The sequence below is a fragment of the Trichocoleus sp. FACHB-40 genome (genome assembly GCF_014695915.1).
Lineage (GTDB): Bacteria > Cyanobacteriota > Cyanobacteriia > Cyanobacteriales > FACHB-T130 > Funiculus > Funiculus sociatus.
In genome coordinates this window covers 50359-70735 of sequence record NZ_JACJPF010000084.1, presented here as the reverse complement: position 1 = coordinate 70735, position 20377 = coordinate 50359, and the positions used below count along the sequence as shown (strand labels likewise).

The 20377-nt window shown below is 44.8% G+C and carries 14 protein-coding genes and 2 pseudogenes; 10 read left to right on the top strand and 6 right to left on the bottom strand.

The features are described from left to right. Nucleotides 1-38: 38 nt before the first annotated feature. The 5 genes and pseudogenes from H6F63_RS19260 to H6F63_RS19240 all read right to left on the bottom strand — a co-directional run bounded on the left by H6F63_RS19260 (nt 39) and on the right by H6F63_RS19240 (nt 4341). A complete protein-coding gene (locus H6F63_RS19260) occupies nt 39-1022 on the bottom strand; it encodes an alpha-ketoacid dehydrogenase subunit beta (protein WP_190458132.1) in 984 nt (327 codons plus the stop codon). Nucleotides 1023-1254: 232 nt separating this feature from the next. Further along, a complete protein-coding gene (locus H6F63_RS19255) occupies nt 1255-1599 on the bottom strand; it encodes a DUF4870 domain-containing protein (protein ID WP_190639103.1) in 345 nt (114 codons plus the stop codon). Between the two features lie 188 nt (nt 1600-1787). Next, nucleotides 1788-2838, bottom strand: a pseudogene (locus H6F63_RS19245) (ATP-binding protein); the annotation flags it as partial. Nucleotides 2839-2859: 21 nt separating this feature from the next. After that, a pseudogene (locus tag H6F63_RS31080) lies at nt 2860-3042 on the bottom strand (hypothetical protein); the annotation flags it as partial. Between the two features lie 54 nt (nt 3043-3096). Beyond that, nucleotides 3097-4341, bottom strand: a complete 1245-nt coding sequence (locus H6F63_RS19240; protein WP_190639101.1) for a PAS domain-containing protein — start codon at nt 4339-4341, stop codon at nt 3097-3099. Nucleotides 4342-4746: 405 nt separating this feature from the next. Here H6F63_RS19240 and H6F63_RS19235 point away from each other — a divergent pair, with 405 nt between their 5' ends. From H6F63_RS19235 to H6F63_RS19195, 9 genes are all read left to right on the top strand, one after another. Continuing rightward, nucleotides 4747-6396 (top strand): peptide chain release factor 3, encoded by a 1650-nt coding sequence (locus tag H6F63_RS19235; protein ID WP_190422314.1) that lies wholly within the window; start codon nt 4747-4749, stop codon nt 6394-6396. Between the two features lie 240 nt (nt 6397-6636). Next, nucleotides 6637-9318 (top strand): zinc metalloprotease HtpX, encoded by a 2682-nt coding sequence (locus H6F63_RS19230; protein ID WP_190639100.1) that lies wholly within the window; start codon nt 6637-6639, stop codon nt 9316-9318. A 426-nt stretch (nt 9319-9744) separates the two neighbouring features. Next, nucleotides 9745-11352 (top strand): cyclic peptide export ABC transporter, encoded by a 1608-nt coding sequence (locus H6F63_RS19225; protein ID WP_190639136.1) that lies wholly within the window; start codon nt 9745-9747, stop codon nt 11350-11352. A 267-nt stretch (nt 11353-11619) separates the two neighbouring features. Then, a complete protein-coding gene (locus H6F63_RS19220; protein WP_190639099.1) occupies nt 11620-11829 on the top strand; it encodes a hypothetical protein in 210 nt (69 codons plus the stop codon). Nucleotides 11830-11845: 16 nt separating this feature from the next. Further along, nucleotides 11846-12658 carry a lycopene cyclase domain-containing protein gene (locus H6F63_RS19215; RefSeq protein ID WP_190639098.1) on the top strand — a complete coding sequence of 271 codons (813 nt, stop codon included), beginning with the start codon at nt 11846-11848 and terminating at the stop codon, nt 12656-12658. A 47-nt stretch (nt 12659-12705) separates the two neighbouring features. Continuing rightward, the gene (locus tag H6F63_RS19210; RefSeq protein ID WP_190639097.1) at nt 12706-14166 is read left to right on the top strand and encodes an RtcB family protein; all 1461 of its coding nucleotides are present in this window, start codon (nt 12706-12708) and stop codon (nt 14164-14166) included. A 163-nt stretch (nt 14167-14329) separates the two neighbouring features. Then, nucleotides 14330-15214 carry a GTP-binding protein gene (locus tag H6F63_RS19205; protein WP_190639096.1) on the top strand — a complete coding sequence of 295 codons (885 nt, stop codon included), beginning with the start codon at nt 14330-14332 and terminating at the stop codon, nt 15212-15214. A 4-nt stretch (nt 15215-15218) separates the two neighbouring features. After that, complete coding sequence (locus H6F63_RS19200) at nt 15219-15650, top strand: archease (protein ID WP_190639095.1); 432 nt, start codon at nt 15219-15221, stop codon at nt 15648-15650. 396 nt (nt 15651-16046) lie between these two features. Further along, the gene (locus H6F63_RS19195; RefSeq protein WP_199298150.1) at nt 16047-17765 is read left to right on the top strand and encodes a hypothetical protein; all 1719 of its coding nucleotides are present in this window, start codon (nt 16047-16049) and stop codon (nt 17763-17765) included. 356 nt (nt 17766-18121) lie between these two features. Here H6F63_RS19195 and H6F63_RS19190 read toward each other — a convergent pair whose 3' ends face one another. Then, nucleotides 18122-19069, bottom strand: coding sequence for a DUF4238 domain-containing protein (locus H6F63_RS19190; protein WP_190639094.1), 948 nt, complete (start codon nt 19067-19069; stop codon nt 18122-18124). A 376-nt stretch (nt 19070-19445) separates the two neighbouring features. On the opposite strand from H6F63_RS19190, the gene H6F63_RS19185 reads away from it, so the two are divergent. Beyond that, a complete protein-coding gene (locus H6F63_RS19185; RefSeq protein WP_190639093.1) occupies nt 19446-20156 on the top strand; it encodes a Uma2 family endonuclease in 711 nt (236 codons plus the stop codon). The last annotated feature ends 221 nt before the right edge of the window (nt 20157-20377 follow it).

The window sequence follows — 20377 nt, the reverse complement described above, 5'->3', positions numbered from 1 at the left end:
GTTATAGTAGGACAGGCGAGACACCTGTCCTAGACAAATTAAACTTGTAAGGCCATCATCTTCTGCACAGCTTCTACAATTTGCTCTGGTTGCACAATTGTCAGCCGTTCCAGATTGCCGTTGTAAGGTGTCGGGATATCCTGGGAAGAAAGTCGCAGCACTGGTGCATCTAGCTCATCGAATAAGCGATCGCTAATTGATGCTGTCAATTCCGCAGCAATTCCACCTGTTTTCATACATTCCTCAACGATGATTACCCGGTGGGTTTTCCGCACGGAAGCACCAATGGTATCAAAGTCTAAAGGCTTGAGGGAAATCAGGTCAATCACCTCTGGATCGAAACCTTCCTTTTCCAAGTTTTTCACAGCTTGCATGACGTGGTGACGCATCCGCGAATAGGTAAGAATTGTCACATCTTTACCTTGTCGCACCACTTCTGCCTTATCCAAAGGCAACACATAGTCTTCCTCTGGCAAATCTTCTTTCAAGTTGTACAGGAGGACGTGTTCAAAGAATAAAACTGGGTTATCGTCGCGGATAGCAGCTTTTAGCAGCCCTTTGGCGTTGTAAGGTGTGGAACAAGCGACAATCTTTAGACCGGGTACTGCCTGAAAATAAGCTTCTAATCGCTGGGAGTGTTCTGCACCCAGCTGACGACCGACACCACCGGGGCCGCGAATCACCATCGGGATTTTGAAGTTACCGCCGGAGGTATAGCGTAGCATTCCGGCGTTGTTAGAGATTTGGTTGAAGGCGAGGAGCAAAAAGCCCATGTTCATGCCTTCAATAATCGGTCTTAGTCCGGTCATAGCGGCACCAACTGCCATCCCTGTGAAGCTGTTTTCAGCAATAGGGGTGTCTAGTACGCGCAGGTCGCCATATTTTTTGTATAAGTCTTTGGTAACTTTGTAGGAGCCGCCGTAGTGACCAACGTCTTCACCGAGAACGAATACAGCTGAATCGCGTGCCATTTCTTCGTCTATGGCTTCGCGGAGGGCGTTGAAGAATAAAGTTTCTGCCATTTCTAGGGTAAGGAGGAGTAAGATTTAGGTTCAGACTAGGATTTTACCGTTTTGGGGCAGTGAATTTTGCAAGCGATCGCACATCACAAGCATTTGCAATCAGGATGCACCAAGCGACCCAGTATCTAAGACATAAAACCCGTTTTCAAGAGAAAACGGGTTTTATATTTGTGTTTTATGTGTCTACTTAACTATAGCCACGAAAGATTTAGCGATCGCAACAGCCTAAAGACTACAGTAAGCGAAAAATAAAGGGATAGCGGTAAGCTTGGTCAGTATTGCTCAAACTATGGGTAATTGCAAAAATTGTTAGTCCCCAGTGGAGAAGAAACCCTAAAGGCACTAGGATAAAGCCCAGTAAACCAAGGGTTAGAAAAACTAACGCTCCAATAATCCCCCCATACAACCATACATTGAAGTGGAAGTTGATGGCTTCCTTCGCATTTTCTTTCACAACTGGGTCTTCGGATACGAACCAAATCGCAATCGGTAGCCCGATAGACACAACTGCGGTGCTAAAAAAAATTGAGCCATGAGCCAGTGCCGATAGCAACTTCCGCTTGTCTGTGTCGTACATCCTTCCCCCTAATGCAGATAATTCTTTTCTGTTGCCTTGAATGTAACACGCGATCGCCGGGGGTGAGCCGCACTCTTAAAGCGGCTTCCCGTACCTGAAAAAGGCTCTCCTGCGAAAGTAAATAAGCACAAATAAATTTTGCTTATTTTTTCGCTAATTACTGATTAGCAATTACCAATTCCCACTTTTTGCTGAATCGGAATCCGGATGACGAATTCGGCCCCTTGAGTTGGTGCGGAAACGCACTGCAAGATACCGCCATGCTTTTTCACAATTTGATAGCTGATTGACAACCCCAAACCAGTTCCCTTACCAACGGGTTTAGTGGTAAAAAATGGGTCAAACAGCCTACGCCGCACCTCTTGGGTCATGCCACAACCACTATCAGCAATCCGAACCACTACCCAATCGTTTCCCTGAACTTCGGTGCTAATCCGAATCTCTGGGATTGGGGATTGGGGATTGGGGATTGGGGATTGGGAATTGGAAGGACTCTTACTTAGTCCCAAATTCCCAGCCCCTTGTGCTTTGTCCCCAGTCCCCAGATCCCCAGTCCCCAGCCTTCATATCCAGAGCATCAATGGCATTAGTGAGGATATTCAAAAATACCTGATTCAGCTGCCCTGCATAACACTTGACTGGCGGCAGCTTCCCATACTCTTTAATTATTTTAATTTCGGCGTGTCTTGCTCCTTTTTCCCAAGCTAGTGCCTGAGAATGCAGGCGGTTCTTCACAATTAGTAGCGTGTTGTCAATACCTTCGTGGATATTGATAGCCTTTACCTCCGCCTCATCTAGCCGCGAGAAGTTCCGCAAAGATAAGACAATCTCGCGGATGCGGGTTGCTCCATTCTTCATTGATGACAGAATTTTGGGAAAATCTTGTGCGAGAAAATCCAAATCGAGTTCCTCACTCAAAGTCTGAATTTCAGCAGATGGTTGAGGATAATGTTGCTGGTAAAGGCGTACCAAAGAAACCAATTCTTGGGCATACTCGCTGACGTGAGTAAGATTGCCGTAGATAAAGCTGATTGGGTTGTTAATTTCGTGAGCCACACCCGCCACCAACTGTCCCAAACTGGACATTTTTTCGCTTTGAATCAGTTGTTCTTTTGTGCGTTGGAGTTCTTGGAGAGTATGTTCCAACTGTTGGTTTTTTTCTCTCAACTCTGTTTCTGATTGTCGCAGGGCGTTTTCTGCTCGTTTGCGATCGCTAATATCAGCTACGATGGCACCAATAGCCATCGGTTTACCATCCTCTCCGGGTATGGCAAATTGAGAAGCCACCCAATGACACATTACCCCTGGTTGATCCGCTTTTTCACTACACCCTTCAACGTTGAGAACCGATTCCCCGGTTGTCAGTATCCGGCGATAAATCGGTTCAATTACTGATACAACATGGGGAATTTCACCAATAGGTCTTCCGATAAATTTTTCCACATTCAAGCCACAGATTGTTTCTGCCAACGCTTCGTTGACTTGCAAATACCGCAGTTAGTCATCTAAAATACACAGTCCTACAGGTGCCGCTGTGATAAATGAATTTAACAATTGCTCGCGCATTGCTAATTCTTTTTCTAGTATCTTGCGCTCGGTAATATCTCGCGCCACAATGATAACCGAGTCTTCCTGAATTGGCGAAATGCTATTAGCAAACCAATATTCATTGTTTCCAATTATCATGCTGTATTCTGTATTCACCGTCTGCCGTTGTTCTAAGGCGCGGCGGATATTGCACAAAAAGGCATCAGCTTCTGCTTTCGGAAAAACTTCGTGTAAGGTTTTGCCTAGTAATTCTGCCGGAGGTTTGTACGATAGTGAGGGATTTGTGGGAGCAATTTTTAGATAGCTACCTTTAGCGTCCATAACTATAATTACATCAGACATTGCTGCAAACAATGCTCTCAGCTCAGCGACTGTAGCTTGCAACTCTTCTTCTGCTAGTTTGCGAGCAGTAATATCTTCGTATGTACCAAGAATTCCGATTACATTACCTTCATCGTTATGTAGCGGGACTTTGTTTGTATCTACCCAAGTCTGTGTACCATCAGCTTGAAGTTGGGTTTCGATGATGTGATACTCAGGTGTATCTGTTGTCATTACACGCGCATCGCACTGGCGGAAAAAGTCAGATTCCTCGCGCTTCCAAGCCAATTCGTAGTCTGTAAGCCCAACAATATCTTCTGGATTGTCTAAGCCAGCTGCGAGGGCAAAGTTACGATTACAACCCTGGTAAACTGAGTTTCTATCCTTCCAGAACATGAACTGGGGGATGTTGTTCATTGCCAGTTGGAGCTTTTCCTCGACAAGATAGCGCTTCTCAATTTCCGTTTCCAGTTTGCGATTGGCTTCTTCTAGCTGGGCGGGACTGGGCAAGGCTAAAATTTTCGGAACCAACGACATCAGCACAATTCCGGTAGCAACGGACACTAGAGCCGTTAGTGCTTTCATCAACCCCGAAATCCAATATATCGGGTGCCACAGCGTCCATATGTCCAAAAGATGCCCTGTACCACAAGCAACAATAAAGGTGCCAAATAAGATGAAAATCCAGTCGAAGGGCAAATCGCCTCGCTTGCGGACAATTTTTACCAGTAACAAGGGAATTGAATAATAAGCTAGGGCAATCAAAGAATCTAACAGGATATTTAGTCCCACTAGCCCTGGTTTCCAGAGGTAGCAGTGTCCGTGAGGAATAAATTGATTTGAAGTAAAAATATTTTGTAAAATTTCTAACATAAAAATTTCTTATTTTTGGCGCTTTTACCCAGATAATAAGAACCCGTATCGAGCCAATGTTTGGGGCTGCATGGGTAATTCATTTTTTTGTAGAGGGTGGATAGGGTCTCTTCAGAAGAATTGCCCAATATCGACCGTAGCCCTAGTTATAACTGCTGACGGCTAAAGATCCTAAAGTGCAGTAATAGGATTCATTTTAATTTTGCTCATTAAAGCGGGGCTGTTAATCCGAAAATACACGGAAAGTAGCGATCGCAATATCCCTGAGAACGTTAAAAATACAGGCAGTTTAGGTGGTTAATGGCACCTACATGATATAGTAAATATATAAAGGGAAACTTTAAGCTTTATAATTATTAGCTTTGATAATTATTATTTTTGCAAAGCCACGAACAAATTATCAGAATGGTAACTGATTCACATCTCCAAGAAACGACGATCAAAGCCGAATTACAACAAGCAGTTGAGCGGCGGCGCAACTTTGCGATTATTTCTCACCCCGACGCGGGTAAAACGACGCTGACTGAAAAGCTTTTGCTGTACGGAGGCGCAATTCACGAGGCGGGAGCAGTCAAGGCGCGACGGGCGCAAAAAAAGGCAACATCTGACTGGATGGAAATGGAGCAACAGCGGGGAATTTCGATTACCTCGACGGTGTTGCAGTTTGAGTATGAAAATTGTCAGATTAACTTGCTGGACACTCCCGGACACCAAGACTTCAGTGAAGATACTTATCGCACTTTGGCAGCAGCAGATAATGCGGTGATGCTGATTGATGCGGCGAAGGGTTTGGAACCGCAGACACGGAAACTGTTTGAAGTATGTCGGATGCGAAATCTCCCGACTTTTACTTTTGTAAACAAACTTGATAGACCAGGACGCGAACCGTTGGATCTGCTGGATGAAATCGAGCGGGAGTTGGGGTTGGAGACATATGCGGTAAACTGGCCGATTGGGATGGGCGATCGCTTCAAAGGTGTCTACGACCGACGAGAGAAAAAAATTCACCTGTTCGAGCGCAGCGAACACGGCAAGCGCGAAGCCATTGATACCGTTGTAGAATTAGGCGATCCTCGGATTGAAGAACTTTTAGAGCCAGAGCTTTACTACCAACTCAAAGACGATTTAGAACTCATAGAAGGCGTGGGGTCAGAACTTGACTTAGATTTGGTTCACGCTGGCAAAATGACACCCGTATTCTTTGGTAGCGCCATGACCAACTTTGGTGTGGAGCCGTTTTTAAACGCCTTTCTGGATTATGCTTTGAAACCGGGTTCGCGCAACTCCACCAACGGCGAAATTCCCCCGACTTATCCAGAATTTTCTGGCTTTGTCTTCAAACTCCAGGCGAATATGGACCCGAAGCATCGCGATCGCATTGCCTTTGTGCGCGTCTGTACTGGTAAGTTTGAAAAAGATATGACGGTAAATCATGCCCGTACTGGCAAAGCTGTTCGTCTGTCTCGTCCCCAAAAACTATTTGCCCAAGACAGAGAATCAATTGAAGAAGCCTATCCCGGCGATGTGATTGGTTTGAACAATCCCGGCGTATTTGCGATTGGTGACACAATTTATACGGGTCAAAAGCTGGAATATGAAGGGATTCCCTGCTTCTCGCCGGAAATCTTCGCTTATCTGAAAAATCCCAACCCTTCTAAGTTCAAACAATTCCACAAAGGCGTTTCCGAATTGCGGGAAGAGGGCGCTGTACAAATCATGTACTCGGCCGATGATGCCAAACGCGACCCAATTCTGGCAGCAGTGGGACAACTGCAATTTGAAGTGGTGCAGTTCCGGATGCAGAATGAGTACGGCGTTGAGACTTTGTTGGAATTGTTACCTTATAGTGTGGCGCGTTGGGTTGATGGTGGTTGGGAAGCGTTGCAAAAAGTTGGGCGATTGTTCAACACTGTCACGGTGAAGGACAGTTGGGGTCGTCCGGTGCTGTTATTCCGAAATGAATGGAATTGTCAGCAGGTGCAAGCAGATCACCCAGAGCTGAAGTTGAATGTCGCAGCGCCTGTAGTTGCGGGACAACAACCAGTGGAGTTGTAAGGTAAGGATAATTTGTGCGGTAGGGGCATGGCAATGCCCCTACAAAATGTCGCAATTTTCTAAGGGTTGTATGAAACCACCCTGTCTCCCTGCAAGTCCAGAGGGAGAAAATAAATGATACAAATGTAGCCAAGATGCTACGGATATAGGAAAGATTTTGGGCGAGGCAAAATCCCAAATTTTGATAATTGAGAGCGGAAGTATGGGTATCTTGGAAGGACGCCGAGTGAAAGAATTTTTATGGCTTCTCTACCTGACCCATCTCTGGACGATGGCCTAACAGCCCTGAAACAGGGAAATTACCAAGATGCGATCGCTCACCTTGAAGGTGTCTGCGAAGTTGATCTCAGTTCAAAGTCAGTCGTCCGCGCTCAGATGGGGCTGGTGGTTGCTTACGAACGCACTGGCAAAATTGAGAAAGCGCGATCGCTTTGTGTCACCCTCAGTCAAAGCAAATATCCCAAAGTTAAAAGCTGGGCGGAGCCTATCAAAGCTAAGTTGGATCAACGTTATCCTGAACCGCCCCCAAAATCTGAACCTTCACCGGAAACGGTAGATGTGACTGGGTTTGCCCCTCTCAACGAAATAACGCCAGCGCTAGAACCACCATCAGCGTCTGAACCTTCACCGGAAACGGCAGATGTCACTGGCTTTGCCCCTCTCAACGAAACAACGCCAGCGCTAGAACCACCACCAGTGTCCGATGTCACGGGGTTTGTCCCTCTCAACGAAACCCCATCCCCACAAACCCGCACGGGGAGGGGTTCTAATATTGCTGATGTCCCTTTACAAACAACTGCAACAGCGACACCAACGGACACATCCCAACCTGATAAAAAAGACGTAAGTGCGCCTGTACAAAAGGCAGTAAAGAGGAATACACAAGCAGAGTCTCCCCGATCTCCTTCCCGGCCAGATGGGAACGAGAATAAACCACTCTTAGCGGCGGCAATTTCTGAGACACCTTTAACTGATAACACCAGTAAAGATGCGGATGAATTGCCTGTTGAACAGACGCGATCGCCTGCGTCTTTACAATGGAAGCAAGCTGGACGCGCCCAAGGATGGAAGGCTATGAAAGCAGTACAACAAGAGCGTTTGTGGTTGCTTCAGGCTGGAGCTGCGATCGCTTTATTTTGGGCGATTTCGCTTTTACTTCAGTTCGTGATGACGGCGACGAACAACTTCTTGCTCAATATTCCCTTTTTGCAACCTATCCAAGCTTTTTACGAACAACCAACCGGGGTTGTAGTAATAGTTTTACTGGTGCTTGGGTGTCTGTCGCCTTGGATACTGGATCTTATACTCAAGAACTTTTATGGCATCCAACCCCTGTCTCTTTCTACGCTGTCTAAATTCAGCCCAGAGGCAGCTAAAATGCTACCGCGCTATTGCGGACAAAAGCGCTTAAAGTTGCCAACTTTAAAGATATTACCTAGTAGCGCTCCAGTTGCACTGACTTATGGAAATTTACCCCAAACTGCCCGCATCGTAGTTAGTCAAGGGTTATTAGATCAACTGGCAGAGGAGGAAATTGCCGCCATTTATGCAGGCGAATTGGGGCATATTGTCCAAAATAGGTTGGTAGGAATTGCGATCGCATTTGGGATGTTTCTAATCGGCGGCTTTTTCTACTTGTTAGGAAACCCCGATTGGGCGTTTAATTGTTGGTGGATTGCCTTAGCGTGTTTGCCGTTGGGAGCGAATTTGGGAGTAATTTCCCTCGTCGTCTTAGTCGCACAACTTGCTTACATAGTTTATTGGCAAGTAGCGCGTTGGGGGGACAGAACTCAAAGCCTTGTACTAAAAATACCTGCGGCGGTTATTTCGGCTTTGAGTTACGGCTTATTTTGGCTAACTCGCGCTTTAGCTTTGTGGTTGTCCCGATCGCGATTTAATTATAGCGATCGCGTAGCGACAGATATCACTGGCAACCCCAATGGACTTACCCGTGCTTTACTTAAAATTGCCATTGGCATTGCCGCTGATGTCCAACAAAATCAATCAACTAGCTGGCTTTTAGAAAGCTTCGACTTACTGATGCCAGTGGGACACCGACAGGCGATCGCTTTAGGTAGTGTCACGCCTCTTACTAGCTTTGAATCAGTTCTGCAATGGGATTGTCTCAACCCGTCTCGTCAGTGGATGACGATTAATAATTCTCATCCTTTAATAGGCGATCGCTTGTACTTAATATCCCTCTACGCCCGTCACTGGAAGCTAGAAACAGAACTAAACTTCACTCAAATACCCTCACTCAAAACTCCAAAAACGAAGCTAAGAACTCCAAACTCCAAACTCCTCTTACAAGGTGCGCCCTTTTTTGGCATCTTGTTCGGTTTAGCCTTGGGATGTTTATTTTGGCTGCTGGGTTGGATTGGTAGTTTCTTCGGAATCCGACAACTCGTCTGGATGCTGGACGATTACTGGACTATTCTTATTGGTTGCTTACCGATAGGTTTTGGCCTTGGCACCATTTTGCGGATTAATGCCTTTTTCCCGGATATCAAACCAGGCAACTTGCAAGATCCCAACCTGCCAAAACTCTACGCCAGTACCGCCACTCTCCCTGTGGATAGTAACCCAGTACGTATGCAAGGAAAACTCTTAGGGCGGCGAGGTATGAGCAATTGGCTGGGACAGGATTTAATCTTGCAAACCGACACGGGTTTAATCAAATTACACCATTGCTCCCAGCTAGGCCCAATTGGCAATCTTTTACCCTCATCTCGTCCCGGCGACCTGGTAAACCTTCCTGTCACTGCCATCGGCTGGTTTCGTCGGGGGGCGACTCCCTGGATCGATTTGGAAACTCTGCGATCGCAAAGCGGTATAACCACTCGCTCCTACCATCCTATCTGGTCAACGATTTTGGCTTGTGCATCTGCGGCTTGGGGAATTTACATTATTTGGCGCGGCTAGTAAATATCTCAGGTTTTTGTGCATCTAAATTTCTATAAATCTACACTTGGGGAGAGTCGTCGGTTGTCTGCGATCAAGTAAAACAGACGACAACGATTGACAAAAAACAATTAATTGGTACTAATTTGTAACGAAAAATTGCGATTTTCCTAGTAAGTATGTTACATTTATTTACATAGGAAAGTCATTATGCTAGACGCAGCTTCGCTTTTGGAACGATCGCAAGGGCCGCTTTTCCGTCTTGGCATCAGGTTTTCCTCCTCCCAACACAGCAAGCTTGACCAGCCCACGCGAGTGGCTGGTTTTTTTTTGCAGATTGGTTGTGTGTATGCTGTGTATGAGGATGGAATCCAAAATTTTAGTCACGTAGGGACATGGCATTGCCATGTCCCTAGAGATGTATCGCACCCAACAAGTCAGACAAAAATGAATCTAATCGGGTTTCTTCTGCGTGCGTCTTGGGTTACAGTAGCGATCGCAGCCTTTACAGGTTCCATCAGTGGAGCTTGTAGTGCTTTCCTCATCGCCTCGATCAACAACGCCCTCAGCAGCAACAACACATCCACAAATCAACTACTCTGGGGTTTTGTGGGATTAGCAATCGTCACCCTTGTAACTAGCTTAATCTCCGGATTTTTGCTGGTCAGTTTATCGCAAGAAGCGGTTTATAAACTACGGCTGCACTTGAGCGGTTTAATTTTATCATGCCCCTTGCGTCACCTAGAAGAACTAGGAGCGAACCGGATTTTAGCAACATTAACAGAAGATATACAAGCAATCTCTATTGCAGTGTTCAACATTCCTTTCCTTTGCATTGACATTGCCATAATTTTCGGTTGTTTAGTTTATTTAGGCTCGCTTTCCTGGGTAGTATTGCTAATAACGGTAGTATTTTTAGTTGTCGCCATTGGTAGCGTTCAATTTCTATTATCTAAAGCCGATCGTCTTCTAAAACTTGCTCGTGACGAACAGGATCGGCTATTCAAGCACTTTCGCGCCATCACAGATGGAATTAAAGAACTCAAACTAAACGTTCGTCGCCGCGAAGCCTTCCTCACCGAAGAACTCCAAGTCACTGCTGCATTGTCACGAGATTACAGAGTCACCAGTTTAAGGATTTTAGCGATCGCTTCTAGTTTTGGCGACCTTCTCTTTTTCATCCTTCTTGGCTTATTAGTATTTGGTCTTCCCCAACTTACAACAATCAACACATCCGTTCTATCCGGATATGTCCTCACCCTTACCTTTATAATGCGGCCGATTCAGAGCATCTTACAAATACTGCCCGGACTCAGCCAAGCCAGTGTTGCTTTACAAAAAATTGATACTTTAGGCTTATCTTTAGCCAGCCGTTCCGAAAATATCCCCAAATTTCAACCTGACCCACAGCCATTTTTCAAAAGTGTAGAACTCATCCAAATCAGTCATACTTATCGTAGAGAACAGGAAGAAAGTAATTTTACCCTTGGCCCAATTAGCCTAACTTTTCATCCAGGCGAACTGGTTTTTATTGTTGGCGGTAATGGTAGTGGTAAGTCCACCCTTGCTAAAATTATTGCTGGTTTATACATTCCCGAATCCGGGGAAATTCATCTGAATGGAGAACAAATTACTGATAATAATAGAGAATCTTATCGTCAGCTATTCGCCACAGTCTTTTCAGATTTTTATTTATTTGAGCGCATTTTAGGGATTAATATTAATAACCTCGATAGCCAAGCCCAAGAGTATTTAAGACAACTTCAGTTAGAGCATAAAGTCCAGATAAAAAATGGCGTACTTTCCACCACAGACCTTTCCCAAGGACAGCGTAAGCGTCTTGCTCTCCTCACCGCTTACTTGGAAGACCGTCCGATTTACCTATTCGATGAATGGGCATCAGATCAAGACCCTTTCTTTAGGGAAATCTTCTACAAACAACTTTTACCAGAACTTAAAAATAAAGGTAAAAGTATACTGGTAATTAGCCACGACGATCGCTATTTTCATCTAGCAGATAAAACGATAAAACTAGACTACGGAAAATTAGCGTAGGTTAAGTACCGAAACCCAATTACCAAAAGCATCAAATACGATAAATTGCCTCTGTAACAACTCCTAACTCTTCCATATAAAAATGCTTTTAAATCTCTTGCCTGAAAATTTCTGTATTTATAATAACAACTTAACTTCACGCAAGGCTAACTCCTCTGGCATAAATACCCTCCACGCTAAGGTAGTTCTTAAGAACGAGGTAGCCCAAGAGCAGTTTCTCGAAGATAGATAGCAGAAGAGTTATGTAGGACGCAAATAGAACCGCCAATGGAACCGACACACGGCAATACAAATACAGCACGGGATCTGGTAAAACCGGAAAACAAGAACTCTGATCCAATTACTCAGGTACAACGGGATAGTGTAATCACCTCTGAAGACTTGCCCCCAAAGCCATTTCGTATCAGCATTACCCTAATTACGCTGCTGCTTCTTTTGCTTTTTGCTGGCTTTTACTTCGGCATCATTAACGTCTAGAACATAACCAGCAACAATGACCTATTTGGCGTTTCACCTTGTCTTTATCCTGCCACCGATCCTCCTACTGGCATGGCTTCAACGGCAGCCACTAGCTGGTATGGGAGGAGTTAGGGCTTGGTTGGGGCTACCGCTAATTGCACTGGTTGCAACAATCTACACCACCCCGTGGGACAACTACCTGGTTTGGCGCGATGTGTGGAACTACGGCGCGGGTCGCGTAATGGGTACGATTGGCTACGTACCTGTTGAAGAATATTTGTTCTTCATACTTCAGCCACTCCTGACGGGTCTTTGGTTCTATTGGGTGTTTCCTCTCACAACTGAGCCAGCACAGCAGGAGGTTTCTCCTTGGCTGCGAGCATCTGGCTTTGTTTTTTGGATAGTTCTCAGCATTGCGGGAGCTTTCATGTTGCAGTCGGATAAGACTGTGTACATGGGGCTAATTTTAGCTTGGGCAGGCCCCATACTGGCGCTACAGTGGGCAGTTGGAGCAAAGCAACTCTGGGCGAGAAAAGACGCTTGGTTGATTGGCACTTTGATCCCGACAGTTTACCTGTGGATAGCCGACCGCATTGCCATCGGACAGGGCATTTGGAGCATTTCGGAGATTTATAGCACTGGATTTAAGCCGTTTGGGTTGCCGATTGAGGAAGCGACGTTCTTTTTAGTCACTAACCTGCTAGTGGTGCAAGGACTTTTACTGTTTCTATTGGTGGGGAATATGCGATCGCTCCTACCACTCATCTCTTTCCCCGCTCTAAATAATGGGCAGCCAGAACTTCCAAAAGCTCTTGCTCAGGTAGAGCCTGGAAACGATACGGTTTGAGACGGTCGCTTCTATTTTTCACATCACCTTTTAGGAGTAAAACCGAGATGCCTATTAAGGAATTTTTAGAACAAATTTCTGACACAGTATGGGAAATTCCGGTTTCCTACAAGGATGGGATGCGCGTTCCCGCCCGGATTTATGGGACAGAGAAGATAATTTCCGAATTAGATGAAGCGGTTTACGACCAAGTTACGAATGTCGCGACGCTGCCAGGGATAACAAAATATGCTTTGTGTATGCCCGACGGACACTTTGGCTATGGTTTTCCCATTGGTGGCGTGGCGGCGATGGATGTGGAAAAGGGGGGCGTGATTTCCCCTGGCGGTATCGGTTTTGATATCAATTGTGGAATGCGCTTGATGGTTACAAACCTGACCTACCATGAAGTCAAACCTTATATCAAGAAGCTGGTAGATAAGCTCTACGAAAGGGTTCCGGCTGGAGTGGGAAGCAGTGGCTTTGTAAAATTATCGCGGAATGACTTTCGCAAAGTGGTCGAACAAGGCGCTCAGTGGTGCGTTAATAATGGCTATGGTTGGGAAGAAGATTTAGAACTCATTGAAGAAAACGGCTGCATTAAAGGTGCTGATTCTGCAAAGATTAGTGATAAGGCAATTGACCGGGGTTTCAATCAAATTGGAACTCTAGGATCTGGCAATCATTATTTAGAAATTCAAGTTGCTCGAAAGCAAGATATTTTCGATCCAGAGTTAGCCAAGACGATGGGAATTACCATGCCGGATCAGGTGGTGGTGATGTTCCACTGTGGTAGTCGTGGGTTTGGTCATCAGGTGGCAACTGACTATCTGCAAAGATTTTTAAAGGTAATGGATAGCAAGTATGGAATTAAAATACTTGATCGAGAATTAGCTTGTGCGCCCTTTGATTCTCCGGAAGGACAAGCCTATTTCGCTGCGATGAAATGTGGCATCAATATGTCTTATGCCAATCGTCAGGTGATTCTGCATCGCATTCGCGAAGTATTTTCGGAAATCTTTGAACGTTCGGCGGAAGACTTGGGGATGCACATGGTTTATGATGTCGCCCATAATACCGCCAAGCTAGAGAGTCATGTTGTGGATGGGAAAAAGCGATCGCTCCTCGTCCATCGTAAAGGTGCAACTCGCGCTTTCGCACCGGGAATGGCAGATATTCCGGAACGCTACAAGAACATTGGTCAGCCAGTTATTATTGGCGGCAGTATGGAAACCGGATCTTATTTATTAGTCGGCGTACCCACTGGCGACCAAACTTTCTTCAGCACTGCACACGGAAGCGGACGCACAATGAGTCGTACCAAGGCGCGAAAAGCTTGGAAGGGAGAAACACTCTTGAAAGATATGCAGAAGAAGGGTATTTATGTCCGCAGTACCTCAATGTCTGGACTAGCAGAAGAAGCGGGTGCGGCTTACAAAGACATTGATGATGTGATTGAAGCGGCGGAGTTAGCGGGGATTAGTAAAAAGGTGGTGCGGTTGACACCGATTGGAAATATCAAAGGATGAAGTAAATTTAACATTTGCGCGATCGCCTGATGCACAGAGACACAACAGCACTCTTGTATTCCGGCTAGTCTGCGACGTAGGGGGAGCCTTTAGCCGGAAGTAAATGTATTCTCGCTGGAATTTCTTCAATCATCGCAGTGCAGTTCCATCAAAGGGATAGTTTATGCAGGTACGCACGCCACTTACAGTCATTACGGGGCCACTCGGAAGCGGAAAAACAACTCTGCTTCGTCACATTCTCGACTCCTTTCCTAAAAAGATTGCCATTTTGATGAATGAATTTGGCGAAATTGGTATCGATACTAAAATCATTCAAGGCAAAAATGTCCAAATGGCGGATCTGGGTGGTGGTTGCGTCTGCTGTTCGCTGCTAGGAGAGTTTGAAGCTGCTGTTAATGAAATCATTGATAGCGTTGACCCCGATAATATTGTGGTGGAGACAACTGGAGTTGCAGAACCAGATGCGCTGGTTTTCGATATTCAAGAAAGCTTAACCAAGGTGCGACTGGATGGGGTTGTCACGGTTATCGATGCAGATGCAATGGTGAAATATCCGTCGGTAGGACATACCAGTAGGATACAAATTGAAGCAGCAGACACCCTCCTTCTGAACAAAGTTGATTTGGTTTCTGAAAGCGAGTTAAAGGCGATAGAAGATAAATTGCGCTCCTTCAACGAAGTCGCCTCAATTTTGCATACTAAGCGATGCCAAGTAGACCCAGATTTGCTATTTGGGATTGGTCGAGAGCGAGTTCAACCGCAACCTCATCACGTTCACCAACTTGAATTTGAATCATTTAGCACGACAAGTCCTGCCACTTTCGATCGGCAATGTTTTGGAGAATTTGCCGACTCACTTGGGACAGATGTTTACCGGGCGAAAGGTTTTGTACGATTTCCTGAAGGAAACTATCTATTTAATTTCGTGGCTGGACGTTGGGATCTGGAGCCATTTGAACAAGAGGGAACGGAGCTAGTTTTTATCGGCAAACAGGTAAGCGATCGCAAGGAAGAAATTATTAGTCAGTTAAAGTCGTGTGAGCAATAGTCCTATGCCTTACGAGTTTCTTGAAGATGTTGCCACTGCTGATATTGCTTTTCACGCCTGGGGAAAGGATTTAGAGGAGCTTTTCATCGCGGCGGGTGATGCAACCATGAACGTGATGATTGATAATCTGGATGCGATCGCGCTAACCGAGACGCGCACCTTCAGCTTAGAAAACGATGAATTGGATATGTTGCTGTTTAATTTCCTGCAAGAATTCATCTACTACAAAGACAGCGAGTTGCTACTGCTGAGAGCGCAACAGGTTGAGATATCCGAGAAAGATAGAGTGCATCAGCTAAGTGCGATTACGAAGGGAGAAAAGCTAGATAGCGATCGCCATCAGCAGCGAGTAGATGTCAAGGCGGTTACTTTACACCAGTTCCAATTAGAAAAAACCGATGACGGTTGGACAGCAATGGTAATCCTTGATATTTAGCGCGTGTCTGCAAAAAGGCTTTGCAAATTGTAAATGCCGATGCGGATATTTTAAGATTGCAGCGAAGATAGCAGTTCTCTATCGAGTGGAACATAGGTTGTTTGTAGGGGCGCATGAATTGCCCCTACTCTGTAGTTTTTCAAAGAATGACTAATTATCCTTTAAGTCAGTGACATTCGATTTAAATACTCTGACAGGGAAAAATATTACACAAGTTAAGTCTCTCTAGCCTACGGCACGCTACGCTAACGCCGACTCACCAAAAACCCAAGTTTGGAAACCTGCGAAGGCAGATTTCGTCTTTCGTCTGTATATCCATAACTTACAGGATACCTTTATCCTTCCAATCGCAGTGGGTATTTATAAACATCCTTTCAAGAGGAGATTTTTCCCATAATGCACAATTTGATAGAACCGCTGGGTAACTGGAATCCCCAACTGTTGCGGGAACTCAAAGGGCGTCTTAAACCTCGCAACATTCTGTTGGCAAGTGTTATCTCTGTGCTGGGTCAAATTGGAATATTCATGTATTTTCAAACCCAGCTGCCGAATTCTGTTAACCGAATTGCGGATATCTACAATAAATATTGCACGGGCAAGCCCCTCCCTAATAGTAAGGAACCGCTATGTCTGCCGGATGGATTGGGCAATTTGATTATCAACTCGCAATTATGGTCACTAGACCGATTTATATCCCTGAGCATTATTGGCATCTTAATCCTGTTACTAGCAGGAACCTATTTGCTAATTAGTGATTTGGCTACTGAACAACGTCGCGGCACCCTGAATTTTACTCGCCTCAGCCCTCACTCTACTGCGGGTATTTTGACGGGAAAACTGCTGGGGGTTCCAATTTTGATTTATCTGGTAGCCGTCGTTGCAGTTCCTTTCCATTTGTGGGCTGGACTTGCCGCCAAAATTGCTTTGGGACAAATTTTGAGTTTCTATGGGGTTCTCGTTGGTAGCTGTATTTTCTTTTACAGTGCTGCGTTGCTATATGGCATTGTCAGTTCTTGGCTAGGCGGTTTTCAAGGTTGGTTAGGCAGTGGTACGGTTCTGGCTTTACTAATGCTAACTAAGGGAATAAGTACGACCAGTTACTATAATTCAACGACTTGGCTGAAGCTGCTTAACCCTTTTTGTCTAATCCCACATTTGTCTGCCAGTTCTTTTAATGAATCGTTTGCCACAGGGTTAGAAGGGTTTAAGTGGTTTAGCTTACCATTGGGCGACAGTGTTTTAACTGCCGTCGGTTTTGTGCTGTTGAATTACAGCATTTTGACTTGGTTTATTTGGCAGGCTTGGCAGCGTTGCTTTCGTGAACCCAATGCCACTATGTTAAGCAAGCAGCAAAGTTATTTGTTAACTGCTTGCTTTACAGTTTTGACTCTAGGATGTGCCAATTACAACTCCATAGAAAATCGTAGCGTTTACGCTACGCCGCTGTCAGAAAACCTCTTGTCGCTATCCTTGTTGAATCTGTTGCTATACCTCTGTTTAATTGCTGCTGTGACGCCTCATCGCCAAACTCTACAGGATTGGCTACGCGCTCAACCCAAGAGGGGTTCTAATAGCAAGAGATTCGCTGATAGCTCGTTGGTAAAGGATTTAATTTGGGGTGAAAAAAGTCCGGCAGTAGTAGCGATCGCTGTGAATGTAGTGATTGTGATCATCCCCTTGGCTTTGTTTATTTTACTGTCCCCTGCACAATCAGCTACTGGTATAGGTGCTGCTATGAAAGTAAATGAGAGCAGAACTGGGGCGTTGTTCGGTCTTACTCTGGAGGCTGGCTTAATGGTAATTTACGCAAGCCTAGCCCAACTGCTGTTATTCATGCGAACTCAGCAACGGGCGTTCTGGGCAGCAGGTACGTTGGGGGCAACAATTTTATTGCCCCCAACTATTTTTGTATTACTGGGAATTGGCAATTTCGCTCCATTGGCGATGCTGTCGCTGTCTATTGTCTTTCCCTTCGCTTTCTTACTAAACCAGGAGAACGCTTTTCTGCTAATTACGTGTCTGGGACTAATACTGGTATTACTGAACCTGCAACTGACACGCCAGTTGCGACAAGCAGGCAAGCAAATTAAAGGCTCTAGCTACGTCACCTCGTAGTGAGAAACGCGCGATTGTTGTTGATGGCGATCGCGATCGCCATCAACAGCCAGTAGATGTCAAAGCGGTTACTTTACACCAGTTTTAACTGGAAAAACAGATGACGGCTGGACGGCAATGGTGATTCTTGATATTTAGAGCGTGTCTGCGAATTCGAGAATTGAGAGCGATCGCGCAGCAGCAATTTATGAGCGCGATCGCACTACTAGAACTAACTAATTAACAGTTTTAGAGTGGTCATTACCAACAACTACTGCTAAAGTGCTATCGAATAAGTGGTGACAACAACGGATTTAGTTAACTCTATTTTTGAGATTTTAAACTAACATCTATATACCCCTTTTTCTCACTAACCTTCAGCACCAGCTAAAGTCATTAGTGGATGAGTAGACTTGCCTGGTACATTGAGTTAGCTGTAGTTTGTTGTAAGTTCTTACTGATTTTTCTGACAGTTTTAAACATTTTTTATCATGGCTTTTCAATTCTTTCCAAAAACTTGATTCAAATAAAATCAGTATGAGCTGGGGACTAATTGGGTAAGTAATTTGAACACCAATAGATGTCAGACCGCTACCGAAGTTTTGATGTTCATTTATAACAACTGGATTATCAGATGTACATAGAGGAATAGCAGTAGTATTAACACCAATTATCCATATATGATCTGCCAAAGCTTTAGTAATCTCTTCGTTATTACCTCCATTAAGTTTGTTAAACATATAAATTAGATGTTGCTTTTGTGAATGTGTTGGTGGCTCATTTGCAAGAAATTCTTCAATACCTATAGAATTGTCAGGCTCACCTGGAAGAGGTTCAACATACTCATCTGCCAGGGGCTTGTAATCAGGGCGAACTTTTTGAAGCTTATTCAGCAGGGTGTCTACATCTTCAAACATTCTTTTCAGAATATTTCTGAAATTTCTTGTTCTTATAATTTGGAGCATCAAAAAATAGGAAAGCTTTTCCTTAGTTTCTTTATTCAAAAAAAATGTGGGGTTAATATTTTCTGGGTTTTGATTATTGTATCCAGTTATAATCTTCCCTAATGTTTTGCAAAGATCAACTTCAATAGCTGAGAAATGATTTTCAATTAACTGTGATTCTCCCTTGCCTCTAATCTCTGCGGGAAGCATCTCTTCAGGGAAATCGTTAAAATACCTTGCACTGGCAACATTTTTCACATTTGTTCCTTCAAATGACAAAGATTTTTTTAAAATTTTATCAAATACAAAAATTTTGCTGCGAGTAGTAAAATTTTTTAAATAACACTGAGGAACATAATGCTGGTTCGTTACCTTGGACATCGTTTCATGCTTGGTTGCGAAGGAACTTAGGCTAGTATAGCTCCTTTTACCTTTTACCTCTTATACTGCTTTACTTTCAACAATAATGATGTTTGCTTTGTTTCAGTCGAAATAGAGGCGGCTGCATCGTAGTGATTCAATAGAGAAGTAATCGCCCTCAATCACCCTAAAATCAAAGCAGTGATTTTCTGCTTTGGAGATTTGAGAAGCGCTCGCCCATTACGATTACTGAGAAGTTTGAGATGAAGAGGGGCGATCTCCTACCAAACTTGTTCGCCAAAGCTTTAAGATGTAGTGCGCGATCGCTGCTAATTAGAATAATTCCACTACCTCGCTTAGTTAAGATACAAGCAGTAAGTTACTAGAGGGACTTGTTATGGTACAGTACAACCCGTTGCAGTATCTTGCCAGTGCTGAAGAACTACCAGACTCTGACGATACCCCTGTAGATAACGAACTGCAAATTCTCATCCCCACCCTGCTACGAGCAATCTTAGCTCTGCTGTGGGCAGACCGCAGGGACTGGTTTTTCGGGGTCAACATGGGAGTTTACTATCAACCCCAATTAGCGGCAATTGTACCGGATAGCTTTCTGAGTTTAGGAGTAGAGCGATTTAAGCCGAGTGGTAAACTCCGACTAAGCTACGTACTTTGGCAAGAAAACAATATTGTCCCGCAGTGGGTATTAGAAGTTGTCTCTAAAACTCCAGGCGGCGAGTACGACGAAAAGATGACCAAGTATGCTCAACTCGGTGTGCTGTACTATGTCATCTACAACCCCGACTATTACAGGCGCGACCAGCACGACTCGTTTGAAGTGTATCGTCTAGAGAATGGTGTCTACGTGCGCCAGATGGGAAACCCTGTGTGGATGCCCGAAATCGAGCTAGGGATTGGCTGCGAGGTTGGTACTCATGAAGGATACATGAGGGAATGGCTCTATTGGTATGACCAGAATGGCAATCGACTTATTCCACCAGAGGAAATAATTAGGCAGGAGCGTCAAATAGCACAGCAAGAGCGTCAACGGGCAGAGCGTTTGGCAGAGCGACTGCGGCAGGTGGGAGTTGACCCCGATACTCTGTAGAAATGCAATAAGCCTGACGGCATGCTTTGCTAACGCACCGTAGTAATTCATCAGTGCGATCGCGTCTGGGTCTATTCCAGTTCAAGTCGAGGGAAGAGCTTTCGCAACGCTTACGCCCTTTTCTCAATTTCAGCTTCGGTGGTGGAAGCGATCACTCTAAATTTCCTCATCCCTCTCGCTATTACCTGTCTACTGAACCCTTACCAAGGGTTTCCCAAAAT